Here is a 26,070-nt window from a genome sequence, read left to right on the forward strand (position 1 = left end):
GAGTAGATTAATCAGATAATAAGGATTTTCGATAATGAAAGGTCACAAAACCCTCCATTGTCTAGTTGCTGCGACGATACTCAGTGTCAGTTCCTGGGCTTTCGCGCAGCCAGTGGCGAATGTTGCCTCGGCTCCAGCAAGCTCAGCATCTGTTCAGCCCGCAGCGGCCCAACCGCTTCCCACCACCGCAGACCTTTTGCAGCAGCCGGTGTATAAAAATAGCTGGCAAAAAATGGTGAAGAGCCAGAAAAATTTACCGGCTTGGGCGCGTAAAGGCGTCGGGACGTCCGCGCCGTATGAGGTAATAAGCTGGGAAGGGCAGCAATATAAAGTGGGGCGGATTTGTAAACCCCATGATTGCAGTAATCAATTTATGTGGGTTGCCTTCAGCCGGGACAAAAAACAAGTTTGGCAAGCATGGGGGATGCGAGTTTCGGTAGATGATAAGCCGGAAGCCCTTGATACGCCGAGCAAATTTTCCACTTATCAATGGCTGGGGCGTCCAAGTGAGAGTGTTCAGGCCATGCTGAAAAAGCAATTAGGACAAGATCCTAACTGGCACTGATTTTTGATTTTTTTCAAATTGCAGGATAGTGGCAAGTGAGAAATAACCAACACACCTGCAATTTGAAAGATGACGGGATATCAGCCTACACCAGCTTGATGCAAGTCGTGCAAGTTGATAGCGCCAACCAATTTCCCATCAAGATTAACCACCGGCGCGGCACTAATATGATGCTGGTGCAGTGCTTCCAAAGCTTCACCGGCCCGCCATTGCTCAGGTAATCGGAAACCCGGTCGAGTTATCGCGCCCACTAGCGGTTGTTGCAGAGTGCCCCCTTTCACTAACCAGCGGCGTAAATCACCATCTGTGAACACCCCAACGACCCGTTGGTTTGGATCACAAACAGCCACTAGCCCTAATCCTGTGCGGCTCAGCTCCAGCATGGCTTCCATGACACTGTCCGATTCATTCACCATCGGCAAAAGCTCGCCAGTTCTCATTAAATGATGAACTCGGTTGAGTAACCGCGCACCCAAACTGCCTCCCGGGTGCGAGCGCGCAAAATCTTCAGCATTGAAACCACGATGTCGCATTAATGCCATTGCCAGTGCATCACCCATCATCAGGGTATTGACGGCACTTGATGTCGGCGCTAACCCCATCGGACAGGCTTCATGCTCCACACTGATATCCAGCACACAAGCGGCCCCGAGCGCTAATGGCGACTCCTTCCCCCCGGTGATAGCAATCACGGGAATGTGACTGTCTGCCAGCAATGGCAAGATCAAATCCAGTTCTTTGGCCCGCCCTGAGTAAGAGATAAAAATCAGCACATCTTGTGGGCCAATCATGCCTAAATCGCCGTGCAATGCTTCGGCGGGGTGAACAAAAAAGGCTGGAGTCCCGGTGCTGGCCAGTGAGGCGGCAATCTTTTTGCCAATATGGCCAGATTTTCCAATGCCAGAAACAACCGCTTTGCCGGTGCAAGCCAGTAATAATTCACAAGCTTGAACAAAATTATCATCCAAACGTGATAACAAGCGCTGGGCTTCTGTTAGCTCAATTTCCAGAGTTTCACGGGCATAGGTAAGCAGTGGATTAGTCATCTTTATCTACCAGAATGATGTTAATGCCCATTTTTTGTAATTCCTGCAAATATTCGTCACTAATACCTTTATCGGTAATCAAGGTATCGACGGCACTGAGCGCACAAACTACATTTGGGCTTTTACGGCCAAATTTAGAAGAGTCGACCAGTAGAATGATACGGCTAGCGGCGTGACACATAGCGGTGCTGACATGATAAACTTCGTTAAACGTGGTGACACCTGCTTTTAAATCGACACCATCTGCGCCGATAAATAGCTTATCGAAGCTAAAGTTATCAAAAGCAGATTCGGCCAGGCTGCCATGAAAGGAAGCTGAGCCCTTACGATAAGTGCCGCCGGGCATCAAGATAGTTTGATCATTATCCAGCTCAACCAGCTCATTGACGATATGCAAGCTGTTGGTCATCACCGTAATGTTGTTGAACTTGGTCAGGTGCGGCACCATTTGCAGTACGGTGCTGCCCGCATCAAAAACCAAGCTATCGCCATCCTTAATCAGCTTACTGGCCGCTTTAGCGATTTGCTTTTTCTTCTCGGTGTTAATATGCGTTTTACGGTCGATGGGTTGTTCAACATCATCACGATTTAATACAACTCCGCCGTAGGTACGAATAACCGCCCCTTCATTTTCAAGGCTGGTTAAATCTTTGCGGATTGTCGTGCCGGTGGTTGAAAAATGGGCGGCAAGTTGATCAACTGCCGTTTTACCGTGCTGCTGGAGATATTCCAGAATAGCGACTTGTCGCTGCTTTGGTTTCATAACGATTCCTGCTCAAGTATTTCCATTGCCTCTTTTTCAGGCATAACTTTCACATGAAAAAGAATAACTTTCATTGTGAAAATATCATGATTTCGGTTTAATCGCTAATGATAGTGCAGTTTGACATGCTGTATCCGTAGGGAAGATCACATCCGGGATTAAATCCTGCTGATGCAACCCATGAAGGTGCGGTAATGTGCGAGGGCGGGCAAAAACACTGATTCCCCGCATGATCATGCTGTCACTGACACGCATATTTTCATCAAAAGCCAGCGCCATCACGACTCTGGGTTTAAAACGACCGCCAGAACGGCCAACACCAACTGATTGACTGTGCTGACAGAGCCTATCAAAAGCACGGTTAAAGCGATTAATTTGCCACCATCCGAGTAAGATCTGGAGTACCCAGGCGATGATAACAATACTGATCAGTGCTGATGTAGGAGACATAATTTACCCTTTTTCTTGACGCCTCTGCGGTGTTAGCTGCATTCGGCAGATTTGCCACCCGAATCACTGGTGCGAGTCAGTGATTCGGGCTTGAGAACTCGTGGCTTTAAAACATCACTTGCCCGCCGGTAATGTTAATGGATTGGCCGGTACAATATGCGGCTTTATCACTGGCGTAGAATAGCAGAGTATTCAGAACATCCTGATAATCGCAGCCACGTTTTAGTGGGACTTTATCAGTGTAATATTTTTCAACTTCTTCCGGTTCGATACCCAACTTAGCGGCGTACTGCGGTAAAAGTGACTGGAACATCGGCGATTTCAACAGATTTCCTAACATCAGTGAATGCACGGTGATGCCGTAATCCGCCAAATCCAGTGCTAATGATTGAGTCAGACCCACTCCGCCAAATTTTGCGGCACTGTAACCCGAGTTGTGTTTGCTGCCCACTTTACCTGATTTGGAGTTGATTTGGATGATGCGACCGGCAACTCCATCACGGATCATCAGGCGGGAGAATTCACGCGCACATAAGAAGTAACCTACCAGGTTCACTTGCAGTGAGCGGTCAAAATCATCCAGCGGGAAATCAGTGATAGGCGCGGCCTTGGCAATACCGGCACTGTAAACCAGCAGATTTGTTTGATGGAAACGCTGATCGACAGCTTTAGCTAACATCTGAACACTGCTTTCATTGGTTGCATCAACCTGGAAACCTTGTGCGCTGTCTGCGCCATATTCGGTATTAATCTGGTCAGCAACCAACTGTGCGTTATCTGAATTTAAGTCAGCAACTGCCACTTTATAACCTGCTTCGGCCAGACCATGGCACAAAAATGCCCCCAGAGTTTGTCCACCACCAATCACTACTGCTACTTGTGACATAACGACCTCCCAATTTATCCTCGGTACTTGGAGTTGCAGCGGTGTTCGCTGCAACTCCAATGACGTCGGATATAAATGAATAAATAAATTAGCGAATAAATTTCAACGAACTGCCGACCGGGATATCAGTCGGTGTCGGGCCGATAACATGAATGGAACCGGGGAACTCTGGCTGTTCATCACCATTAAAACGAATAGTGATATGGCCCAGTTCGCGCAGATTCTGAGTCGCCACTTCACCCACGGCGGTGATGACATAGCGCTGTTCGGCCAGTTCCATAATGTTGCCTGCCTGTAATTCCCCATCAGTGGTGCTGTGCTGGTGGATAAAACAGAACTCTTCAATATCTTTAGGGGCCCCTTCGCGGAAGGTGATGAGCATGTCATCTAGCAGCGCCTCGCGGGCGCTGTCACCGATATTGATAATGGTTGTCTGATAAATAGTATTCATACGTACATCCTTAACCGTTGAATGTATTACAGAAAATCTAATGCTTCTGTTTTATTGATAATGCTTTACTGATAAATAAAGGCTGATGCTGCCCAAGCAATCAAGACTGTCGGCGCACCTGTCAGGAAACGACCCACCAAGACTGATGGAACCCCAACGCGCACGGTATCTTGCTTCGCTTCTGCCAGAGATAAACCAACTGGGATAAAGTCACACGCCGCCTGAGCATTAATCGCAAATAACGCTGGTAGGGCTAATTGTGGTGGGATATTTCCCAAACCAATTTGTACCCCAACCAATACACCGATAACTTGCGCAATAACGGCCCCTGGGCCTAAGAACGGTGACAGCAATGGGAAGGAGCAAATCAGAGCCAAGAGCACCAATCCAATCGGGCTACTGGCCAGCGGTGTTAAGCCATGGGCAATAAAGTCACCTAAACCGGATGCCATGATGATGCCGATTAATGCCGAGACGAAGGCCATAAACGGTAGGATGGTTTTCAGTACGGTATCAATCGTGTCGCGGCCCGACTGGAAGAACACGGCAACCACTGAACCCATGCCCATGCCCACTTTCGCCAGCAAACCATCACTTTGCTCGGTGATTTTCTTACTGGTATCGTAATCACGGCCACTTTTGGCTGCGATTGTTTCCGCCGCTTTAGGCGCGGCTTCTACTGTGGATCCTGCTGTTGCACTGGCGGTTTTACTGATTTTCTGAATGTTTTTTTCACGGACACCGGAAACATAGATATCTTCCAGAATGTATTGCGCCATTGGCCCGGATTGACCGGTTGAATGGATGTTGACGGTTGGTATACGACGTTTCGGGTACAAACCACAACGCAGCGTGCCACCACAGTCAATAATGGCGACGGCGATTTCTTCCGCCGGTGGTTCGCCTTCTTTGAATCCATCAACTGCTTCCCAGCCAGTCAGTTCGCTAATGCGGTCAATAATGGCCGGGCGGGTACCCGCAGTGATATAGACAATTTTTTTGCCGGGGACGATTGGCAACTCTAATGGGCCGCCCCAACCGCCTTCGCCTTTTTCAATCCGGATAAACTCACTCATGATCTGCTCCACACAGTATGTATTTGAATTACATATTAAAGTTGTACGTTACGGTCCAGGCGGATGCCCATTTTGCGTTCGAAAATGGTGGTCGTCAGGTCAGTAATCCAGCCGCGGAAGAAGTTGGTAACCAACCCGACCAAGAAGTAGCTCACCGCTAATGGACCTAATGGCAGGCCCAGTGTGGTTAAGCCACTGGCTATACCGAGGAAGACAAATAATTCACCTGGGTTGATGTGTGGGAACAAACCATTCATTGAGTGACAGCTGTATGATGCAGCGGCGTAATAGCTTGGTTTGTATTTTTCTGGCATAAAGCGCCCGAGACTTAATGTCATCGGGTTACAGAATACAAAAGTACCAATCAGTGGTAATAACAGATAACGAGAAACGGGGTTACCCGCGCAACGCTGTGCCAATCGCTCAATTCTGTCCTGACCGACAAATTTGATCAGAGCATTCATGATAACTAACAGACTAATTAATAAAGGTAAAATCCCGGTGACCATTCCAACAAAAACTTCTCCCCCTTTTTGGAAGAGTCCGATAAACCACTCGGCTCCATGGGTTATAAGTTCAATCATTCTGCTTCTCCTGTAATCGAGGTTATGGCTGTTTTTATAAACTTTTGTTTTCAAAAGAAATGTAATGTTCCGCGTGCTAAAGCGGTTTCAAAACACTGAGGTATCAGAATGAACTTCAGCATCTTGTTTGTCGCCATGTGCACTACCATAATCATTTTTTAGATCTATTTATTGCATATAGATCACACTTTGAAAGATAAACCTTTCAAAATGAATATTAAAAATAAAAGAAAATAGAATTGAAATGAAAGGTTTTTGCGCGAAAGCATGCGGAAAACTAAGCTGAAATCAGGTTTTAAGAGGGATATGTTGAGAGCGAAGAGATGATAAAGTTTAGGATAATCATGGGCTAATCGCTGTTAGCCCAATGGTGAAGACTTAGCCTAGCAGCTCGCAATTTGGGGGAAGGTGACATTGAATTGCATTGGGGATGACTTTAATACGAAAGTTTTTTCCTGACAAAGGTTCCCCATCCAGATTAAAGGTAATGTCATGTGGTGCGGTGATTTCAAGCCAAGGTAGAGATGTCTCAATCACATTTTTGTTTTTCTCACCGCTAAAGACACTGGTCAGCAGGGCAGGAAGCAATTCTTCAGCAATCAGCAAACGTAATTGTAACTGGCCATCATTAATCAGTGCATCGGGGCAAAGGGGCTGCCCACCACCGGCTTGTCTACCATTGCCAATCCCAATGACTAAGGCATCGCCAGACCATTCGAAGTCAGGGCCGCGAATCTCACAACTGTCGGCTTTAATGGTATCCATGCGCATCAGGCCATGAATAAAGTAAGACGCACCGCCCAGTACCGCCTTGAGTTTGTCAGGTGTTTCAGTAGTAATGCGCGTACCAAAACCGCCTGTGGCCATATTGATAAAATAGTGGTTGTCATTCACTTGCGCTATATCAATGGCGACTTTCCGACCTTTAACCGCTAGCTGCAATGCGTTTTCTATTTGCAGAGGAATGCTACAACTGGTAGCAAAATCATTCGCTGTGCCCAGCGGCAGGATGCCCAAGCTGGGGCGATTCTCCTCAGGCAGTGTTATCAGAGCACTAGCAACCTCATTGATAGTGCCATCTCCGCCACCGGCAATCACTGTCTCGACTGCCAGCACCGCAGCTTCTTCGACATAGCGTTTGGCATCACCTTGCTCCCAAGTGACGCGGACATGAAGAGTGGCTCCCTCCTCGCGCAAGTTTTTGACAGCATTGCGAACATCTTGGTTACCCGCTTCTTTGCCATTAAGGATGAGAAGAGTATGTGGCATTGAGGTCATAACTTGCTCCAGATCATTTCTGTAATAAGAGTAACAGTAACCCAAACTTGTTTAATTTATCTATCAGATTATTCAATAAATAACAGAGAGCATCAGTAATTATTGGCCTTAATAAAAATTGGTTTTATTTTTACAGGAATACTTATTTAACTAAGATAAACTCTATTTAAGGTGGGATTATTCATAACATGCGGCTACTCTTATTATTATCTAACAGCATAACAAGAATCATTAATAATAAAGGTGTGATGAAAATCACTTATAATCAATGAGTTATAGTGATAAAAAAGAAAAGGCCAGCCCAAGGGAGATTGGGCTAGCCAAGGAGGTGGTTCCTAGTCTTGCTTTAAAACTTTTTTAGTTCTTGATTGTACTCGAGCTATCCTACCCCAGTGTTATTATAATTGATGTGATCCATTTCTAATATTTGCTAAAAATGCCATCTTAGCGATGGCATTATTTTTTAATGCTTCTTGTTATGCCTTTTCATGGGGATTACGGCTATTTGTCCCGTTCAGATTCCGTATCAGTAAGCCATATTCCACATTAATGTCCTCTGGGATAGGCAAATACATGATATGCCCGTTGCCCGGTGCGATATCCGCGGGTTGGCCTTTTTTATCCTGCATACTTTCAAGGGTAAACTGGATATTACCATTGGGGGTCATCAGTTCAACACTGTCGCCGACCGAGAATTTATTTTTGACTACCACTTCAGCCAAGCCATCACGGCGCACACCGGTAAACTCCCCGACAAATTGCTGGCGTTCTGAAACGGAATAGCCATATTCATATGTTTGCTGCTCTTCATGGGCATGGCGGCGCAAGAAACCTTCGGTGTAACCACGGTGAGCTAAGCCTTCCAATGTGGTCAGTAAGGTTGGGTCGAAAGGTTTACCGGCCACGGCATCATCAATTGCTCGGCGATAAACTTGCGCAGTACGGGCGCAATAATAAAATGACTTAGTCCGCCCCTCAATCTTCAGTGAATGCACCCCCATCTGGGTCAGGCGTTCCACATGCTGAATGGCGCGCAGGTCTTTGGAATTCATGATGTAAGTGCCGTGCTCATCTTCCGTGGCGGTCATGTATTCACCGGGGCGCTGGGCTTCTTCTATCATAAACACTTTGTCGGTCGGCGCGCCGATACCCAGTGTGGGGGCGATATTCTTCACCGCAATAGGCTGGTGAATATGCACGATATTGCCAATATCATCTTCTTTACCTTCCTGGACATTATATTCCCAGCGGCAGGCATTGGTGCATGTTCCCTGATTCGGGTCGCGTTTATTGATATAGCCGGAGAGCAGGCAACGGCCGGAATAAGCCATGCAAAGTGCGCCGTGGACAAATATTTCCAGCTCCATGTCGGGCACTTGTGCGCGGATTTCGGCGATTTCTTCCAGTGATAATTCACGGGAAAGAATCACACGGGTTAGCCCCATTTGCTGCCAGAATTTGACGGTCGCCCAGTTCACTGCATTGGCCTGCACTGACAGGTGGATGTCCATCTGAGGGAAAGCCTCGCGCACCATCATTATCAAACCAGGGTCAGACATAATCAGGGCATCCGGCCCCATATCAATCACCGGTTTTAAATCCCGCAGGAAGGTTTTCAGCTTAGAGTTGTGGGGCGCAATATTCACCACCACATAAAAGCGCTTACCCAAAGCATGTGCTTCCTGAATACCTAATGCCAGATTCTCATGGTTGAATTCATTATTACGCACCCGCAGGCTATAGCGCGGCTGGCCGGCATAAACGGCATCTGCACCATAAGCAAAGGCATAGCGCATATTCTTTAGGGTACCGGCGGGGGAGAGTAATTCCGGTGTAAAAGGCGGATTTACTGAAGATTCTGATGAAGATGTTGATGATGACACTTTTGTTAAAGACATATAACGGCTCTCAGTCTGAGTTCAAGTCAGAACCACGCCCGAGGGGTGGCTAAAAGCCGGGGATTGTAACCTCGGCAACCTTGAAAATCAGCCGTCGCACAATTTTTGTAAGGTTTAAATGATCTGGATCAATTTGAGGTGTAATAAGCGCGGTCAGACACCCCGCGCTCTTCATTATCTTTCAAATGGCAGGCCGGCATAAATGCTGTTCAAACCAGTCTTCGGCCGATTTACCAGTGACTTATTGCCTTCCTGCACTTTGAAATCTATTGGGTACAAAAAAGTCAGTAAAATAGTGCTATCTAATCAATAAGATTACAGCGTTAAATCTTTAATGATTGTGGTGGGGCCATTTTTCATAACAGAGGCAATCCCATTTTTAGCCGCAGTTTCTGAACTGTAGGATTCGCTGACACCAATAACCTGATGATTTTTTGCTTTCAACACAAAATAAGGCTCATTTTTCGTGTTGTGCTTCAGCTCATATTGGCTTTCCAGTGGGGAGTTACTTTGCACCGATGATATACCGTTTTCCGCGGAGGCCTTGCTGGCATACATCTCACTGGTGAGAATAATTTCGCCATTGCTGGCTTTCAGATTGAAATGGTACTGCCCATTCTTTGCCTTTTTAATCTCATAGTGACCTGTGACCATAATGTTTCTCCTGTTGGTGGTGATACCTCCTATGAGTGTAGCCAACGGCTCATACACCACCAACATAATGCAGATTTATACCCGTCATATTTCAAATTACATGGGCATTGGCAGCATTCAATCACCCGAATCACTGACTTGGGTAAGCTCTTCGGGGCGACATTACAGTAAACGGCAGATCTCTGCTTCCCAGCGGTAGCCCATTCCATAAACTGCGCGAATAAATGGCTTTTCACCATCGAGAGCTTCTAATTTACGGCGCAGGTTCTTGATATGGCTGTCAATAGTGCGGTCTGTCACTACCCGATAATCGTCATACAGGTTATTGAGCAGTTGTTCGCGACTAAAAACATGGCCTGGTTGGGTTGCAAGGATTTTCAACAGACGAAACTCCGCCGGGGTCAGCTCCAGCAGGTGACCTTGATAACTGGCTTGGAAGCGCGATTCATCAATCAGCAGTGGCGCATTATCACTGGGCTGCTCGCGCTGTTGTTGGCAGCGGCGCAGGATAGTTTTCACCCGAGCGACCACTTCCCGCGGGCTATAGGGCTTGCAGATATAATCATCCGCTCCAATTTCCAATCCCAGTAACCGGTCGATTTCTTCTGTTTTCGCCGTGACCATCATGATAGGGATATCTGAAAAACGGCGAATTTCACGACAAATGCTGATGCCATCACTGCCCGGTAACATGAGGTCCAGCAAGATGATAGCAGGCGGAGCCTGGCGAACTGCCGCGACCACTTCAGCGCCGTTGGTGAGCCACTGGGTGCGGTAACCCGCAGCTTGCAGGTAATCGACCAACAACTGGCCGAGCTTAGGCTCATCTTCAACAATCAACACGGTGCCAGACTGACTGGCAGACTGAAGCTGTTCGTGCATGAAATGAATTACCCTATTGAATGGAATAGCGGAAATACTACCGTAATCCGCAGGCCACCCATAGGTGAATGTTCGGCACTGATTTTCCCACTGTGGGCCTCGACAATATTATGGCAAATCGCCAAACCCAGCCCCGAGCCACCACTGGCGCGGTTACGTGAGCTTTCAGTGCGATAAAAACGCTCAAAAATACGCTGTAACTGCTCATCGCTAAGCCCCGGTTTACTGTCTTGCCAGCGCAGCGTTAATGTCTCTTCTTCCTGCTGTGCCGTGATTTCTAACTGGCCGCCTTCATTGGTGTAGCGCAGGCTATTTTCCAGCAAGTTATGAAAGAGTTGATTTAACCGGTCGGGGTCGCCAAACATCACCGCCTGTTCCGGCAGCCGGGCGGTGATATTGATATTTTTGGTTTCAAAACGGCCACGGAAGCTGGCAATAGCAATTTGTAACAGGCGAGCGGCATCCAGTTGGGTTTTGCGGTAAGCCAGTGCCCCCCGGTCAGAGAGAGACAATTGGTGTAAGTCGTTAACCAGTTTGGTCAATATCCCGACTTCGGCTTGTAGCGAAATCAATGACTCCGGCGTCGGCACACGCACACCATCTTGTAATGCCTCCAGTTCACCGCGTAATACCGCCAGTGGGGTACGCAACTCATGGGAAACATCGGCCATGAAGTCGCGTCGCATCTGCTCATTTTTCTCCAATGAGCTGGCAAGCTGGTTAAAATCCTGTGCCAAACGGCCCAGTTCGTCTCGACTACTGACCGCCACTCGGGCACTGAAATCACCGGCGGCTAGCCGATGAGTGCCCTCGACCAGGCGTTTGACGGGGGCCAGCATGCCGCGCGATAAAATCCAGGTGACTGCGGCTGCCAGTAAGGTCGACAAGCCGACAATAATCCAACTGGTACGGCGCTGTTGTTGATCAAAATTAATGTCGGCGTTGCGGGTCAGTTTTTCTGGCGGAGTCGACATCACCCAGCCAACTACTTGTTTATTAACGGTTATTGGTTGGCGGCTAGCTTCTTTGGGGACCCGGTCAGAGCGGCCAGCCAGCAAGTTATTGTGGCTATCAACTACCCACAATTGAGCACGCCAGCCGTGTGGCGGTAAGTTATGGCTGTTACTGCCACTTTGCTCGAAAGAGCGCATGATTTGATAAATAATTTGGTCATTATTGCGCAGGAAATCCCAGTTACCATAGCGCTGATATTGTACCTCGAGGGCATCGCCCAACATGGCTATGCGCTGCTCATTGCTTTGCTTGATATAATCGATGAAACCGCGCTCGAAGCTGGCTCTGACCCCCCAATGCATGGTGACTAACACCAGCATGCAGGTGGCGAATATTGCCATAAACAGTTTTCCGGTAATGCCGATTCTCATGATATCTCCACCTGTTTTATCGGTTGGCCGGTTTAGCGGGCGAGCGGGACAGATTGCGGTTAGTGCCAGTATCCGGCGGCACGCGGTTAAATATCAGGGCAGGTAGCGCAATAATAATTGCCATACACAGGTAACTGTATAAGAACGCACTGTGAGTTGCAGGGGTGTTTGTCACGACCTGATTATGCGCAAATACGCCGAGTAATATCCCGGCAGTGCTGACCCCCAAGCTCATCGACAACTGCATAACCATCGACAACAGGCTATTGCCGCTGCTGGCGAGGCGGTTGGGTAAATCTTTCAGGGTCAATGTATTCATCGTGGAGAAGCGCAACGCATTAAGCATTCCCTGGAAGAATAGCACCACCGGTAGCAGCAGCGTCCATCCCATCAATGCCACCATGGGGAAGCTTAAGCTGACGACCGCCAGTAGCAATGTGGCACTGACCAGCACCCGGCGGTAACCGAAGCGGTTAACCACGCGCACAATAATCCGCTTCATGCCCATGCTGCCGATAATCATCGGGATCATCATCAAGCCGGCATGGAATGGGGTAAACCCCAGCCCAATTTGCAGAAAAACCGGTGTCATAAATGGCAGCATGCCGCTGCCGACACGGGCACTCATACTGCCTATCAGGCCCAGAGAATAGGATTTATTGTTCAACAACCTCAGTGTGAATAGCGCCGAACTGTTACCTTTGGCATGCCACCAATAACCTGCCAACGCCAATATTCCGCACAATACCAGACCTGCGATTGCTAAGGGGGGCAGGCCCAGTCCTTTATGTCCATCTAATGCCAGTGTCAAGGTTGCCATGCCGATGGCCAGCATAATAAAACCACTGATATCAAAGCGTCGAGTCCGGGTGGTGTAATTGGGCATCAGCCACAAAGTGGCGATTGCGCCGACCACCCCGACAGGCAAGTTGATCAAAAATATCCAGTGCCAACTGGCATACTCCACCAAAAATCCTCCCAGTGCTGGCCCGACTAATGGCCCAATCTGGCCAGGCAAGGTAACAAATGCCATTGCCGACATATATTGTTCGCGTGGCACGATTTTCATCACGGTCAGGCGGCCCACCGGCACCATCATGGCACCGCCAACCCCTTGAATAACACGGGAAGAAATCAGCTCATTCAAGGTTTCAGCTTGCGCACACATCAATGAGCCGAGGGTAAACAGGATAATGGCCGAGAAGAATACCCATTTAACGCCAACTTTATCGGCCAGCCAGCCACTGGCAGGTAGCATCACCGCCACTGTTAGCACATAAGAGACAATCACCGACTGCATGCGCAGCGGATTTTCGCCCAGACTGGCCGCCATTGAGGGCAAGGCGGTGTTGACGATGGTGGTATCCAGCGTCTGCATAAAGAAGCCGAAGGCCACTATCCACAGTTGCCAACGTATACCCGTCATCTTTCAACCTGCTGCGGTGTTGGCTGCACTCGTTCGCCCGAATCACTGACTAGTGTCAGCTCATCGGGACTTTCTCGTTTGCCGCCTTGCCGCAACTTGAAAGCTATAGGGTATAAATAGGCTGTCATCTTTCAACCTGCTGCGGTGTTGGCTGCACTCGTTCGCCCGAATCACTGACTAATGTCAGCTCATCGGGATTTTCTCGTTTGCCGCCTTGCCGCAACTTGAAAGCTATAGGGGATTCGGCACAGCGCTGTTTCCTAAACCGCAGGTGTGTTGGCTGCACTTTTAAGTCTATAGCGTTTGCCATTATTCCAGTCTCATCAACGGCTTTTTGCTAAAGCGGTTGCGCAGCCGGTCAAAATAGAGATAAACCACTGGGGTGGTATAGAGCGTCAGCAACTGGCTCATCACCAACCCACCGGCAATGGTAATCCCCAGCGGTTGGCGCAATTCCGCGCCATCGCCACTGCTCAATACTAGCGGCAGTGCCCCGAATAAGGCGGCTAACGTGGTCATCAAAATCGGCCTAAAGCGCAGCAAACTGGCTTGGAAAATGGCATCACGGGCACTGAGATTGCCATTGCGCTGAGCATCAAGAGCAAAATCAACCATCATGATGGCATTCTTTTTCACGATACCAATCAATAACATGATGCCAATCAGGGCGATGAGACTAAAGGGCGCATCGAACAGCTCCAGCGCCAATAGCGCCCCGACCCCCGCGGAGGGTAATGTTGATAATATTGTCAGTGGGTGAACATAACTTTCATACAAAATCCCGAGCACGATATATACCGTGGCGATCGCCGCCATAATCAGCCATAGCTGGGATTTCAAGGTTTCCTGGAACACTTGCGCGGTACCGGCAAACACGCCTCGCACGGTGCCGGGCACCCCCAGTTCCGTCATCGCCCGCTCAACAGCGGCGGTTGCTTCAGACAGGCTGCCGCCATCGGGCAAGTTAAATGAGATAGTCGAGGCGGCCGATAAACCTTGATGATTCACCGCCAGCGGGGCATTGGCGGGCTGCCACTTGGCGAAATACGACAGTGGAATTGACTGGCCTTCGCTGTTAATCACAAACATTTTGTCCAGCGAACTCACATCCTGCGTAAATTGAGGCGCGACTTCCATCACCACCTTGTATTGGTTCAATGGCTGATAAATGGTGGAAATCTGCCGCTGACCAAAGGCGTTATTGAGCAACGCATTGGCATCTGACACATCAATACCCAGCCGTGCCATGGTTTCGCGATCGTACGTCAGGGCCATTTCCGAGCCTTTATCCTGTTGGTCGGAGTTCACATCTGCCAGTTCTGGTAACTTACTCAGCGCGGCGCGAACTTTCGGCTCCCATTCACGCAGGGCCGTTAAATCGTCGGCCAATAGCGTAAATTGATAACTGGCGTTAGATTGGCGGCCGCCAACACGAATATCTTGCACCGGAGAGAGGAACAGGCTGGCTCCCGGCTCTTTTGCCAGTTTGCCACGTAGCCGGGTAATGACTTGTTGGGCAGTTTCGCTGCGCTCACTCAGTGGTTTCAGTGAGATAAACATTGAGCCGCTGTTGGTGCGCGAACCGCCAGTAAAACCGGTCACATTGTCGACCGCCGGATCCGCGCCGACAATTTTCATGAAATCTTTCAGTTTTTGCTGCATCGCCTGGAACGAAATACTCTGATCAGCTTGAATAAAACCCATCATGCGGCCGGTATCTTGCTCGGGGAAAAAGGTTTTCGGGATGCTGATATACAGCCAAACATTCAGAGCAATAGTGGAAAGCAGCACAACCATCACCCAGCGTGTATGGCCCAGCACCCAATTGAGTGAGCGGCCATAGCCTTGCTGAATAGATAACAGCACTTTACCGAAACCGCGAATACGTTGCTGTTGACCAACCGGGTGTGCGCGTAATAAATGAGCACACATCATCGGGGTTAGAGTCAACGAAATAACCAACGAGATACCGATAGCCACTGACAATGTGACGGCAAACTCACGGAATAACCGCCCCGGTAGCCCTTCCATCAACAGCAGTGGAATAAACACCGCCACTAGCGAAATACTCATCGACAGTACTGTAAAACCGACTTCGCGAACCCCGCGTAAGGCGGCAATCATCGGTTTCACTCCCGCTTCCAAATGACGAGAAATGTTCTCCAACACCACGATAGCATCGTCGACTACAAAGCCAGTCGCGATGGTCAGTGCCATCAGCGACAGGTTATTGAGACTAAAACCACACAAATACATGGCGGTAAAAGTCCCGATGAGTGAGACCGGCACAGCAACGGCGGGGATCAAGGTCGCGCGACCTGACCGCAGGAACAAGAAGACCACCAGGATAACCAATGCCACGGCGATCACCAATGACCGCTCCACTTCATCAAGTGAGGCACGGATCGTGGGAGAGCGATCTTGAGCAATATTCAATTGAATCGAGGCCGGGATCGAAGCTCGCAGGGCAGGGAGTTCGGCCCGAATTCTGTCGACCGTGGCAATAATATTCGCCCCCGGCTCACGGCTGATAACCAACAGGATGGCCGGCTTGCCATCAGACATCCCGGCATTGCGCACATCCTGCACGGAATCGACGATATTCGCGACATCCTGTAAGCGCACTGCCGAACCATTGTTGTAATGAATTATAAGTGGGCGATACCCTTCGGCAGTTTTGATCTCATCATTGGCCTGAACCTGCCAATGTTGCTCATTGCCATCAATTGATCCTTGCGGGCGGCGCACGTTAGCCGCACTGATCGCCTGACGCACCGCATCCAGTGACACGCCCTGATTAAATAGCGCACTCGGATTAAGCTCAACCCTGACTGCGGGCAGGGAGCTTCCACCGACAGAGACATCACTGACACCTTCGGTCTGGGCAATTTTCTGCGCCAACTGAGTGGAAGCAAAGTCATATAATTGGCCCTGACTGAAAGTATCCGACGTCAGTGTCATTATCATAATTGGCGCGTCAGACGGGTTCATTTTGCGGTAAGTCGGGCGGTTGGGCATCCCGGAGGGGAGCAAACTTTGGGCCGCATTGAGCGCGGCCTGCACATCGCGAGCGGCACCGTTAATGTCGCGGCTGAGATCAAATTGCAGAATAATCCGCGTGCTACCCAGCGAACTGGTTGAGGTCATTTCATTGACCCCAGCAATTCTTCCCAGTGCGCGTTCCAATGGTGTGGCAATGGATGACGCCATGGTTTCCGGGTCAGCGCCGGGCATGGAGGCGCTAACCATAATCACCGGATAATCGACCTGCGGCAGTGGCGAGACCGGCAATAAGCTAAAGCCGATCACACCACTGAGGGTAATAGCCAGTGTCAGCAGGGTGGTGGCGACCGGGCGCTGAATAAACAGAGCGAAAAATTTCACGGCTGTTCCCGCCCATTCGGCAATTCTGGCGCATCAATATCCTCATGACGATATCGGTTTTTACCATGGGAGTTGCGCGCCAGTTTATCAAATAACAGATAGATAACCGGCGTGGTGAACAGGGTTAGCACCTGGCTGACAATCAGTCCGCCGACCATACAGACCCCTAGCGGCTGGCGTAATTCAGCCCCAGTGCCGGTACTGAGCATCAGTGGCAACGCCCCAAACAGCGCGGCCAATGTGGTCATTAGAATTGGCCGGAAACGTAATAAACAGGCCTGATAAATCGCGTCATATGGCGTCATGCCCTGATCGCGCTCGGCGGCCAATGCAAAGTCGATCATCATGATGGCGTTTTTCTTCACGATCCCGATCAGCAGGATTATCCCAATAATGGCGATCACATCCAGCTCATTGCCGGTCAATATCAGGGCCAGTAACGCCCCCACACCGGCAGTTGGTAGGGTTGATAAGATAGTTACCGGGTGAATAAAACTTTCATATAGCACACCGAGCACAATATACATCGCCACAATCGCGGCAATAATCAGCCATAGCGTGCTGCCCAGTGCGGCTTGGAACGCCAGCGTCGAGCCTTGGAAACGCGTCGTGATATCGGCCGGCAGTTGGATTGCCTGCTCTGCTTGCGTCACCGCATTCACTGCTTCACCCAGTGAATAGCCCTGCGCCAAATTGAATGAGATGGTGGCTGATGGGAACTGATTCAAATGGTTGATAGAAAGCGGCCCGAAGCGCTCTTCAATCGTGGCAATGCTGCTCAATGGTACGCCTTTGCCGTCACTGCCGGTCAGGCGGATATCATTGAATGCCGCCAACCCCGGAGTGGCTTTGACATCATGCTCCAGCACTACCCGATACTGATTGGCTTGAGTATAAATGGTGGAAATCAGCCGTTGACCAAACGCGTTATACAAAGCGCTGTCGATAGCGGCCATGGTAATCCCCAGTCGGCTAGCGCTATCTCTGTCCACATTCACAAACGCCACCAACCCCTGATCTTGCCAATCGCTGGTGACATCCTGGAACGGCGCTTGTTGCTGTAATTCACTCACCAGTTTCGGCACCCACGCGCTCAGTTCCTCCAGTGAGGTCGCCTGGAGTGTGAATTGATACTGTGTACGGCTCAGCTGGGTATCAATGGTTAAATCTTGTACAGGTTGCAAATAGAGCTTAATTCCCGGAATTCCGGCCACACTCTGCTGTAGGCGAGTAATTATCTCTGGGATTCGGTCTTCTCGGCTGCTTAATGGCTTAAGGTTAATCTGCAACCGGCCATTGTTGAGGGTGGCATTGGTGCCGTCGACCCCGACAAATGAAGTCAGACTTTCGACCGCCGGATCTTTAAGGATAATCGCGGCCACTTGCTGCTGGCGTTCCGCCATATTACTGAACGAAACAGATTGCGGTGCTTCCAAAGTGCCCTGAATTAACCCATTGTCCTGCAAGGGGAAAAAGCCTTTGGGGATCAGTAAGTAAAGCAACACGGTCAGTACCAGAGTGCTCAACGCGACACCCAAGGTTATCCATTGATGATTAAGGACTTTTTTCAGTGCGACAGCATAATGGGCAATCACCCAGTCAAAGAATTTTTCGCTGGCGCGCGACAGGCGGTTTTGTTTGCGCAGTGATTCATAACTGAGCATCCGCGCGCACATCATTGGCGTTAACGTCAGGGAAACCACCCCTGAAATCAGGATAGCAATCGCCAATGTTACTGCAAATTCGCGGAACAGGCGGCCCACGATATCGCCCATAAATAGCAATGGAATCAACACCGCAATCAATGAGAAAGTCAGGGAGATGATGGTAAAGCCAATCTCACCGGCCCCTTTTAGCGCGGCATCCAGCGGCTTCTCGCCTTTTTCGATATAGCGCGAGATATTTTCAATCACCACAATGGCGTCATCGACGACAAAACCGGTGGCAATCGTCAGGGCCATTAATGTCAGGTTATTGATTGAAAAACCAAGAAAATACATCGCCGCGAACGTCCCAATCAGTGACAGCGGCACGGCAATACTGGGGATAATCGTGGCCGCCGCATTGCGCAGGAACAGGTAAATCACCATCACGACCAATACAATCGCCAGCATTAATTCAAATTGCACATCATTGACCGAGGCGCGGATAGTAGTGGTGCGGTCGGTCAGCACTTTGACATCAACCGACTTAGGCAGGCTTTTGATAAGCTCCGGCAGCATTTCACGAATGCTGTCGGCAGTGGCTATCACATTAACTCCCGGCTGGCGCTGGATATTCAGCACGATCGCCTGTTCGGTATTGGCCCAGGCGGCCAATTTGTTATTTTCTGCGTCCTGTTCAATAGTGGCGACATCTTGCAAACGGACTGGCGCGCCGTTTTGGTAAGCAACAATCAGGTCGCGATAATCTTCAGCAGATTTCATCTGATCATTTGCAGACAATGTCACCGAGCGGGTGGGCCCATCCAGACTGCCTTTGGCTGAATTGACATTGGCATTGCTGATAGCGGTGCGAATGGTTTCGCTATCTAACCCCAAGGCAGCAACGGCCGGTGCATTGAGTTTTACCCGCACCGCCGGGCGCTGGCCGCCTGAAATGGTGACCAAACCTACCCCGGTCACTTGCGAAATTTTCTGCGCAATGCGGGTTTCCACCATGTCTTCCACTTGGGTCATCGGAATGGCCGTGGAGGTCACTGCTAGTGTCAGAATCGGTGGATCCGCTGGATTCACTTTGCTGTAAATCGGTGGATAGGGCAGATCACTCGGGAGCAGGTTAGTAGCGGAGTTAATCGCCGCCTGTACTTCTTGCTCGGCCACATCCAGCGGCAAAGTCAGTTGGAATTGCAAGGTGATAACCGACGCGCCGCCGGAGCTTTGTGACGCCATCTGTTTCAAGCCAGACATTTGACCAAACTGGCGTTCGAGTGGCGCGGTAATGGAGGATGTCACCACATCCGGGCTGGCACCGGGATAGAGGGTTACCACCTGAATCGTCGGGTAGTCCACTTCCGGCAGGGCGGAAACCGGCAAAGCACGATATCCGATAATCCCCGCCAGCAGAATGGCGATCATAAATAATGTTGTGGCAACCGGGCGCAGGATAAACAGCCGTGATGGCCCGCCACCCGGTGTTGGAGGCATCACTTGCATCAGGATTTCTCCGCCGCAGGAGCCGTGCCAGCCGGTGTGTCAGTGGCGGGTTTTCCACCTCGACGATGTGTGCCGCTCCCCTGCGCTGCCGGTTTTTCGGCCGCGTTAGTTTGGTTGGCCTCGGCCGAGCGCGGTGTGACCACTTCAACTTGTAACCCTTCCGTCAGGCGATCAATACCATCAGTGACCACGCGCTGACCCGCATCCAGCCCGGCGCTGATAACCACTTGTTTGCTATCTTGAATTCCGGTGGTGACTAAGTGCTTACTGACTTTATTCTCATCATTTAGTGTCCAGACAAAGCTGCCTTCATTACCCATTTGCACAGCAGCGGTCGGCACCACCACGGCATTTTGCAGTAAATCCACCTTGATCCGCGCATTCACAAATTGATTTGGGAACAGCACGTCATCTTCATTGGCAAAGCGGGCTTTCAGCTTAATAGTGCCGGTGGTGGCATCAATCTGATTATCAATGCTGAGCAGGTAACCTTGGGCCAGCAGCTGTTTATTGGTGCGATCCCATGCTTCAACCGGCACTGTTGTGTTGTTTTTTTCTGCATTTTTCTGGGCTTGCATAATCGCCGGGATATCACTTTCTGGCAGAGTAAAGACCACATCGACTGGGTGTGTTTGAGTGATAACCACAATGGGGGTCGTGGTGCCGCTGGTAATATAATTGCCGACATCCACTTGTTTTAGCCCGACTTTACCGGAAATAGGCGCGGTAATTCGGCTATAAGTCAGTTGCAGTTTGGCGCTGTCGATAGCCCCTTGATCGGCTTTCACACTGCCCTCACTCTGGCGCACCAGTGAGGTTTGGGTGTCCAAATCTTGTTGTGAAATCAGGCCGGTTTTAGCCAATTTTTGGTAGCGGGCCAAATCACGACGCGCATTGTCCAGTGTTGCTTGATCTTTCGCCAGTTGCCCTTGAGCTTGAGTCAGTTGGACTTGATAAGGGCGTGGGTCAATTTCGACCAGTAAATCACCGGCGTTAACCTGTTGGCCTTCAGTAAAGTGAATGGCCATTAGCTGACCATCAACCCGACTGGTGACCGTCACTGTGCTCGCGGCAATAACAGTCCCCAAACCGGTGAGATAACGTGGCACAGCTTGTTCGGTGGCGGTAGCGGCTTGTACTGGCGGCATCGGCATATTGCGTCGCCCCCCAGCACGGGCCGAGCTGCTACCACTCGCGGCGTGTTGTGCGCCGGGCGTATTACTCTGTGGGGCCGCACTGAAATGACGCCAGACAAACACTGCAACAATAATCGCCACCACCATCCCCAATAACGTCAGTAATCGGGAAGTGCGTTTAGATTGAGCTTTCATAATGGCGAAGAGTCCCTTTATTGATCTGTTTATGCGCATGCTGGTGCGAAAATGAGAATTAATACCCAATAAATTTCGTGATTCAGGAAGGCGGCAAGCAAGATAACCCCGCTAAGCTGACGTAAGTCAGTGTTCGGGTGATTGAACGCAGCCAACACACCTGTATCTTGAAAGACGATGAGTACAGATAGGTTACTAGTTTAGCGGGAATTAGCAGGATAAAAATGGAGGAAATATGAAAATATTGTCAGGGTATGTGGGGATTTCGGTTTCCGTTGCTCAGGTGGCCAGTTTAGTTGATTGGGGGAGGCGATTCGGTTGAGGCCGCTTGAGGTAATGTGATAACAAAACGATTATCAACCTAAACCTAATCCAATGCTTCAACAACCGAAATCAAACCCTTTCATTCTACTGATAAGTCATAGTAAATGTTGCAGTAGCCTTAACAATTCCGGGGGTAACTTTATTGTCGGTTTGATAATAGCGGGCGGTGATACTGATATATTGCCCTGAACTACGGCCGTTGTTATCACTAGTGCCCATTCTTTTGGCTTTGCCAATTTCTATTTCCTGATCGGCAGCTAATAATTGCACGCCTACGCCTGTGGCTGCACCCGGTCCTGGGATTAATTTAATTACCCCTGGATAGTTCTGTTCAGCAATGCCATCAATTTGGAGTGAATATATGACATTGGGATCGCAGGTCAAATCTATAAATTGTTTTTTTCTTACGTTTTTTGGCCCTATACTAGTAAAATGTCTTTGTTCTATTTCATCTAAGTCAAAGTTAAGAACAGGAGTGTCGAGGGAACAAGAATTAGATGTGACATGTATATGTTTTTGATTTTGTGATCCATTAACTGCTTTAGCTGTGCTTGGACCGTCGGATTCCATATAATATAGCCAATCATAAAGTGGGAAATCAAATGAGCCTACAGCATAATTCATATTTAACTTTGTAATACCTGCCTCCATAGAAGGCCTGAAAATAATATATGAATCACTAAATCCTTTTGTTACCTTACATTTTAATTCTAATTTGACGAGATCTTCGGAGCAATTTGTAGATGATGCTAAGTCAAGTAATCTAGTAATTTTAAGTCCTAAGCCTGATAACCCGCTCTCAAAGGTTTCAGCGGTAACAAATTGGGGTTTTTCCTTGTTTATTAGTTTAAAAATAATTGTTTTTCCTACGGATATAGGGCCGCGACAATGAATATTATGACTCTCATTTAGGAAGGGTGTTTTATGGCCAACTGGATAATCTCTTTGAATTTTAACGCTAAAGTTAGAAGTTATTGAAGATGGCATTCCAACACATGTTATAGCTGCAAATGAAAAGTTAGGAATAAACAGGTAACTTACTGACAATATTAAAATAAAATACCACGATTTTTTATATGTTACATTTTTTGACGTTAAAGAAAACATAATTACCTACATGAATGTTTTATTTGGTTTTGGGCTAATGAAAATTAACCCGCAACCCTAAGTTTATTTATCGGCACACCGCATCCATCGTGCGCACCGCCGAAGTGGTATTGTCCTCGGCCGCGGGTAAGGTGAATTTCACCTGACACTGCTGCTTTTCCTGATTGCCCCACTGCACCTGCAAATGACCGTTATCCGGCACGCCGCTGAGATAGACCTGGCCGCCATCACCGACGATACTGCTATTGGTGCTATCGGCTGCATCATCGTGCAAGCTGGCCATGGCACCGAACGGCACCGGCTTACCCTGATAACTGAGGTGAATCAGCACCCGGCTGCCGAGGCGTGGTGTAAAGTTAGCCAGCACCACCGCGCCGCGGGTGGGAACCACATTTTGGCTGGTGATATCCATATCAATACTGTCGCCCATAGTTTGGGTATCCAGCGCCACGCTATTCTGGCGATAAGGGGTGGCATACGGCACCACCGCATAGCCGCGCCAATCGGTTTTCACCCCGCGGCCACTACCGACGCCCACACCGCCGGCACCGGGCGCGCGCACCAACACCAAGGTATCGCTCTGAGATTGTGACAGGGTGACGCCGTAAGGGTGCGCCAACACACCGCCACTCAGGCCATAGTTCAACTGGCGGCTGTTCGCACTGTAGTTGTAACCGGCATTTAACTGGCCGTAAGCCCCGCTATAGCTGCTGCTCAGACTGCCGCTGTTGCCCCCGGCATGGTTAGTGCGGCCTTGTTGCAGGTTGTAGCTGAGACTATTGTCTAGCGCACTGCCACTCAGGCCCAATTGCTGGCTGGTCGCTCCACCTTTATGGGTATTAATACTGTAATTGGCCCAACTATTAGGTAGCCATTTACTCAACGGAATATTGACACTCAGGCTGGTGCGCTGATCATTTTGCTGCTGACCCGGCATCTGGCTATAGCTGTAATTTAGGCCATAGCTAATGCCGTGAATATTCACGTTGTAGCCCAGCGTGGCATTGCGCTCGTAACCTTTGCGCTGCCAGTAATCCTGCTGATAAGCGGAAAGATACAGGCCGCCAAAATCACTCAGTGACTGGCTGATATGAAACTGGGTACGGCTGCGTTTGTTATTATTGCGCCCCAGTGAGTTAATGCTGCCCATACCGGTCAGTTGGTTGGCTTCGCTGAAATCATAAAAACCCTCGGTGGAATAGCGGTGGCTACCGAGTGAGAAGTTAGTGCCAGTTTTACTAAAACTTTTGGCATATTGCAGACGGTAAGATTGCCCCTGACGGCGGGCGCTATCTTCAAAGCGGGTTTTGGCTTGGGTCACATCCATGGATACCGATCCCACACGGCCTAAGCCGACCCCTACCCCCAGCGCACCGGCCTGATAATCAGATGAGATCAATAAGCCGTTATACAGGGTAAAACCGTACGGCATGCCGTACGCCAGCGAGGTCTGGGCAAAGTGCGGCGTAGGGCTGCCGTAACCACCACCACGATATTGGCCGGCGCTCAGGGCATATTTCAGACTCCCCTCGCGCTGCATGATGGGCGCGGATGAAAACGCCTGTTTAAAGCTGCGCTCGCGACCATCTGCCTCTTTGATGGTCACCTCCAAATCACCACTCGAAGAGGTGGGGAACAAGTCGTCAATGACAAAAGCCCCCGGCGGCACATAGGTTTGGTAAATCTCATTATTATTTTGGCGAATGGTCACCTGCGCGTTGCTTTCCGCAATACCGCGTATTACCGGGGCAAAACCGCGCAAGCTGTCGGGCAACATACTGTCATCGGATGACAACTGCGCACCGCGGAAAGGCACACCGCTCAGGATATCGCCGGGGGTGTAGCTGTCCCCCAGTGTGAGCTGGCCTTTGATGGGGTGAATATCCCGCTGCAAAGTATTGGTCAGGTTATTCCACTGCGCTTGACCATTGCTGCTTTGGCTGTAAGTGGAATAGTTACGTAAGCGCCACGGCCCCCAGTTCAGCCCGCTGCGCAGATTAAGAAAATGGCTGCTGTTACTGCGGTTATCCTGCCAGTTATTGGCACCACTCAAGCTGTAATTGACCATCAGCGCGGGGATACCTTGATCCCACTGTTTCGGGTCAATATAGCCGCGCGCTTCACTGTTCAGCGCCGCCTGCGGAATACTTAAATCCAGCCGCTGATGATTAATATCAAAACTGCTGCTGGCGGCCGGGATAAATTTGCCCAATTGTGTCACCGGCAAGTCCACTGGCTGCTGTTGCAGGGCGGGGAAGGCGGCCACTTTCACCCCAAAATCAGCCAGTTGCTGTGGGGTGATTTCGGCCAATAAGCGGCCGTTATCGGTAATAAAGTTGACGTCTCGCGTCTCTATCTGCTGGCCGTTAAGGTAAATATCGACCCGATAGATGCCGGGCAATTGCGCGCCGGATTGCGAGAACACACTGAGATCAATTGCTGCATAACTGGCGTCTTTGATTTCTAACGAACCGGGATGAAAGTAATCTTCGGCCCAGGCGGGGGCAGACAAAGCGGTCAACCCCAGCGCTAACTGAATAGCTAGCTTTAAAGCCCGCCGCTTGGGCGGTAATGTAAAATGAAGCTGCGTCATGGTGGTCACTCGGAGTTATAAGGGCGTCGTGGCGGCGTCTGACGTGCCGCCAAAATCACTAATCGCCTGCCAACTCACGGTGCCGGAAGCTCCAGCCGGGAGGTCAATATTCAGGGTGTCTTTAGGGGCCACCATCAGCGCGCCTTTGATTTCACTGCTACCCACTTTCAGGGTATGGAAGGAGACGTGATAGGCTGTGGGGTTACTCACTTGCAATTGTTTGCCCTGGCGGGAGAAGCTCAGTGCTTTGTAGGCATCAGCGGCGTTACCAACTAGTCCTGCTGGGCGGTAAAATAATTTAATGCGGTTTTTAATCGAGATGAATAGTTGGTTGCCAGCGCCTTTTTTACTGGCTGGAATAGTTTTGACATTCAGCCAATACACTGATTCACGGTCTTGCGGTAAATGACCGCCAGTTAATAAAATACGCAGGTTACTTTCCTGCTCACCATCTAAACGGAATAACGGCGGGGTAATAATAAACGGCACTTTGTTATTATTGGTGGCCTCGAAATTATCGACCCAGCTTTGAATTAAATAAGGGGTGTTTTTATCCTGATTGGTCACGGATAAAGAAGCTTCTTTTTTAGCTCCATCATAAATAACACGGGTTCCACCAACCGCGACACCGGCCTGAGCTGACTGCATCACGCCGGTTAAACAGGCGATAAAGAATAGCGATTTTAACCACGGCATGGTCTTTCTCTCTAAATAGATTAATTTGTTGCCTTGGTGGCAAAAATAAACAATAAAAGTTACTGCCCCGACAAATAAAATATCGGGGCGGTAAAGACACAACAAATACACCGCTAATAAAAGTATTAGCGTGGGG

Annotated in this window: 21 protein-coding genes; 1 reads left to right on the forward strand and 20 read right to left on the reverse strand. The window is 49.6% G+C overall.

The window, feature by feature from the left end:
* The first annotated feature begins 34 nt into the window (after window positions 1-34).
* Entirely contained in the window at window positions 35-565 is a 531-nt protein-coding gene (locus tag F0T03_RS05830; RefSeq protein WP_159677431.1) for an inhibitor of vertebrate lysozyme family protein, read from the forward strand.
* An 80-nt stretch (window positions 566-645) separates the two neighbouring features.
* Here the strand turns inward: F0T03_RS05830 and gutQ are convergent, their stop codons facing one another.
* The 20 genes from gutQ to F0T03_RS05930 all read right to left on the reverse strand — a co-directional run bounded on the left by gutQ (window position 646) and on the right by F0T03_RS05930 (window position 25,934).
* On the reverse strand, window positions 646-1,611 hold the full coding sequence (gene gutQ, locus F0T03_RS05835) for an arabinose-5-phosphate isomerase GutQ (protein WP_145557475.1): 966 nt from the start codon (window positions 1,609-1,611) through the stop codon (window positions 646-648).
* Complete coding sequence (srlR, locus tag F0T03_RS05840; RefSeq protein ID WP_038635260.1) at window positions 1,604-2,374, reverse strand: glucitol operon DNA-binding transcriptional repressor SrlR; 771 nt, start codon at window positions 2,372-2,374, stop codon at window positions 1,604-1,606. The genes gutQ and srlR overlap by 8 nt, the downstream gene beginning before the upstream one ends.
* Before the next feature lie 84 nt (window positions 2,375-2,458).
* Entirely contained in the window at window positions 2,459-2,824 is a 366-nt protein-coding gene (gene gutM / locus F0T03_RS05845) for a transcriptional regulator GutM (protein WP_145557473.1), read from the reverse strand.
* A 106-nt stretch (window positions 2,825-2,930) separates the two neighbouring features.
* Window positions 2,931-3,710: a sorbitol-6-phosphate dehydrogenase gene (srlD, locus tag F0T03_RS05850; RefSeq protein WP_159677432.1), complete on the reverse strand. Its 780-nt coding sequence runs from the start codon at window positions 3,708-3,710 to the stop codon at window positions 2,931-2,933.
* An 88-nt stretch (window positions 3,711-3,798) separates the two neighbouring features.
* Entirely contained in the window at window positions 3,799-4,161 is a 363-nt protein-coding gene (gene srlB, locus F0T03_RS05855; protein WP_145557470.1) for a PTS glucitol/sorbitol transporter subunit IIA, read from the reverse strand.
* 65 nt (window positions 4,162-4,226) lie between these two features.
* Window positions 4,227-5,237 carry a PTS glucitol/sorbitol transporter subunit IIB gene (srlE, locus tag F0T03_RS05860; RefSeq protein WP_145557468.1) on the reverse strand — a complete coding sequence of 337 codons (1,011 nt, stop codon included), beginning with the start codon at window positions 5,235-5,237 and terminating at the stop codon, window positions 4,227-4,229.
* A gap of 35 nt (window positions 5,238-5,272) precedes the next feature.
* Window positions 5,273-5,821 carry a PTS glucitol/sorbitol transporter subunit IIC gene (gene srlA, locus F0T03_RS05865; protein ID WP_145557466.1) on the reverse strand — a complete coding sequence of 183 codons (549 nt, stop codon included), beginning with the start codon at window positions 5,819-5,821 and terminating at the stop codon, window positions 5,273-5,275.
* 378 nt (window positions 5,822-6,199) lie between these two features.
* The gene (gene yegS, locus F0T03_RS05870) at window positions 6,200-7,090 is read right to left on the reverse strand and encodes a lipid kinase YegS (protein WP_159680711.1); all 891 of its coding nucleotides are present in this window, start codon (window positions 7,088-7,090) and stop codon (window positions 6,200-6,202) included.
* A 485-nt stretch (window positions 7,091-7,575) separates the two neighbouring features.
* Window positions 7,576-8,997, reverse strand: coding sequence for a prephenate-dependent tRNA uridine(34) hydroxylase TrhP (gene trhP, locus F0T03_RS05875; RefSeq protein WP_145555484.1), 1,422 nt, complete (start codon window positions 8,995-8,997; stop codon window positions 7,576-7,578).
* Window positions 8,998-9,312: 315 nt separating this feature from the next.
* Window positions 9,313-9,651 carry a YegP family protein gene (locus F0T03_RS05880; protein ID WP_159677433.1) on the reverse strand — a complete coding sequence of 113 codons (339 nt, stop codon included), beginning with the start codon at window positions 9,649-9,651 and terminating at the stop codon, window positions 9,313-9,315.
* Window positions 9,652-9,813: 162 nt separating this feature from the next.
* Window positions 9,814-10,533: an envelope stress response regulator BaeR gene (gene baeR / locus F0T03_RS05885; RefSeq protein WP_159677434.1), complete on the reverse strand. Its 720-nt coding sequence runs from the start codon at window positions 10,531-10,533 to the stop codon at window positions 9,814-9,816.
* Between the two features lie 8 nt (window positions 10,534-10,541).
* On the reverse strand, window positions 10,542-11,918 hold the full coding sequence (gene baeS / locus F0T03_RS05890) for an envelope stress sensor histidine kinase BaeS (RefSeq protein ID WP_159677435.1): 1,377 nt from the start codon (window positions 11,916-11,918) through the stop codon (window positions 10,542-10,544).
* A 16-nt stretch (window positions 11,919-11,934) separates the two neighbouring features.
* Complete coding sequence (mdtD, locus tag F0T03_RS05895) at window positions 11,935-13,344, reverse strand: MFS transporter (protein ID WP_145555488.1); 1,410 nt, start codon at window positions 13,342-13,344, stop codon at window positions 11,935-11,937.
* Between the two features lie 124 nt (window positions 13,345-13,468).
* A complete protein-coding gene (locus F0T03_RS05900; RefSeq protein ID WP_159677436.1) occupies window positions 13,469-13,654 on the reverse strand; it encodes a hypothetical protein in 186 nt (61 codons plus the stop codon).
* On the reverse strand, window positions 13,654-16,728 hold the full coding sequence (gene mdtC / locus F0T03_RS05905) for a multidrug efflux RND transporter permease subunit MdtC (RefSeq protein ID WP_145555489.1): 3,075 nt from the start codon (window positions 16,726-16,728) through the stop codon (window positions 13,654-13,656). The genes F0T03_RS05900 and mdtC overlap by 1 nt, the downstream gene beginning before the upstream one ends.
* Window positions 16,725-19,883 carry an MdtB/MuxB family multidrug efflux RND transporter permease subunit gene (locus tag F0T03_RS05910; protein ID WP_159677437.1) on the reverse strand — a complete coding sequence of 1,053 codons (3,159 nt, stop codon included), beginning with the start codon at window positions 19,881-19,883 and terminating at the stop codon, window positions 16,725-16,727. The genes mdtC and F0T03_RS05910 overlap by 4 nt, the downstream gene beginning before the upstream one ends.
* Window positions 19,883-21,214, reverse strand: a complete 1,332-nt coding sequence (locus F0T03_RS05915; RefSeq protein ID WP_159677438.1) for an MdtA/MuxA family multidrug efflux RND transporter periplasmic adaptor subunit — start codon at window positions 21,212-21,214, stop codon at window positions 19,883-19,885. Before F0T03_RS05915 ends, F0T03_RS05910 begins: the two co-directional genes overlap by 1 nt.
* 408 nt (window positions 21,215-21,622) lie before the next feature.
* The gene (locus F0T03_RS05920; RefSeq protein ID WP_159677439.1) at window positions 21,623-22,645 is read right to left on the reverse strand and encodes a fimbrial protein; all 1,023 of its coding nucleotides are present in this window, start codon (window positions 22,643-22,645) and stop codon (window positions 21,623-21,625) included.
* A 67-nt stretch (window positions 22,646-22,712) separates the two neighbouring features.
* Window positions 22,713-25,238: a fimbria/pilus outer membrane usher protein gene (locus F0T03_RS05925; RefSeq protein WP_159677440.1), complete on the reverse strand. Its 2,526-nt coding sequence runs from the start codon at window positions 25,236-25,238 to the stop codon at window positions 22,713-22,715.
* Window positions 25,239-25,253: 15 nt separating this feature from the next.
* Window positions 25,254-25,934 carry a fimbrial biogenesis chaperone gene (locus F0T03_RS05930; RefSeq protein ID WP_159677441.1) on the reverse strand — a complete coding sequence of 227 codons (681 nt, stop codon included), beginning with the start codon at window positions 25,932-25,934 and terminating at the stop codon, window positions 25,254-25,256.
* Between the last annotated feature and the right edge of the window lie 136 nt (window positions 25,935-26,070).

Source organism: Yersinia canariae, assembly GCF_009831415.1.
Lineage (GTDB): Bacteria > Pseudomonadota > Gammaproteobacteria > Enterobacterales > Enterobacteriaceae > Yersinia > Yersinia canariae.

Excerpts from the sequence above, each read along its gene's own strand:
- gutQ (WP_145557475.1), bottom strand. The coding sequence starts at position 1,611 with ATGACTAATCCACTGCTTACCTATGCCCGTGAAACTCTGGAAATTGAG.
- F0T03_RS05915 (WP_159677438.1), bottom strand. The coding sequence starts at position 21,214 with ATGAAAGCTCAATCTAAACGCACTTCCCGATTACTGACGTTATTGGGG.
- F0T03_RS05880 (WP_159677433.1), bottom strand. The coding sequence starts at position 9,651 with ATGGTCACAGGTCACTATGAGATTAAAAAGGCAAAGAATGGGCAGTAC.
- srlD (WP_159677432.1), bottom strand. The coding sequence starts at position 3,710 with ATGTCACAAGTAGCAGTAGTGATTGGTGGTGGACAAACTCTGGGGGCA.
- F0T03_RS05900 (WP_159677436.1), bottom strand. The coding sequence starts at position 13,654 with ATGGCAAACGCTATAGACTTAAAAGTGCAGCCAACACACCTGCGGTTT.
- F0T03_RS05930 (WP_159677441.1), bottom strand. The coding sequence starts at position 25,934 with ATGCCGTGGTTAAAATCGCTATTCTTTATCGCCTGTTTAACCGGCGTG.
- F0T03_RS05830 (WP_159677431.1), top strand. The coding sequence starts at position 35 with ATGAAAGGTCACAAAACCCTCCATTGTCTAGTTGCTGCGACGATACTC.
- srlR (WP_038635260.1), bottom strand. The coding sequence starts at position 2,374 with ATGAAACCAAAGCAGCGACAAGTCGCTATTCTGGAATATCTCCAGCAG.
- F0T03_RS05925 (WP_159677440.1), bottom strand. The coding sequence starts at position 25,238 with ATGACGCAGCTTCATTTTACATTACCGCCCAAGCGGCGGGCTTTAAAG.
- baeS (WP_159677435.1), bottom strand. The coding sequence starts at position 11,918 with ATGAGAATCGGCATTACCGGAAAACTGTTTATGGCAATATTCGCCACC.
- srlA (WP_145557466.1), bottom strand. The coding sequence starts at position 5,821 with ATGATTGAACTTATAACCCATGGAGCCGAGTGGTTTATCGGACTCTTC.
- mdtD (WP_145555488.1), bottom strand. The coding sequence starts at position 13,344 with ATGACGGGTATACGTTGGCAACTGTGGATAGTGGCCTTCGGCTTCTTT.
- F0T03_RS05910 (WP_159677437.1), bottom strand. The coding sequence starts at position 19,883 with ATGCAAGTGATGCCTCCAACACCGGGTGGCGGGCCATCACGGCTGTTT.
- srlB (WP_145557470.1), bottom strand. The coding sequence starts at position 4,161 with ATGAATACTATTTATCAGACAACCATTATCAATATCGGTGACAGCGCC.
- F0T03_RS05920 (WP_159677439.1), bottom strand. The coding sequence starts at position 22,645 with ATGTTTTCTTTAACGTCAAAAAATGTAACATATAAAAAATCGTGGTAT.
- gutM (WP_145557473.1), bottom strand. The coding sequence starts at position 2,824 with ATGTCTCCTACATCAGCACTGATCAGTATTGTTATCATCGCCTGGGTA.
- srlE (WP_145557468.1), bottom strand. The coding sequence starts at position 5,237 with ATGAGTGAGTTTATCCGGATTGAAAAAGGCGAAGGCGGTTGGGGCGGC.
- yegS (WP_159680711.1), bottom strand. The coding sequence starts at position 7,090 with ATGCCACATACTCTTCTCATCCTTAATGGCAAAGAAGCGGGTAACCAA.
- baeR (WP_159677434.1), bottom strand. The coding sequence starts at position 10,533 with ATGCACGAACAGCTTCAGTCTGCCAGTCAGTCTGGCACCGTGTTGATT.
- trhP (WP_145555484.1), bottom strand. The coding sequence starts at position 8,997 with ATGTCTTTAACAAAAGTGTCATCATCAACATCTTCATCAGAATCTTCA.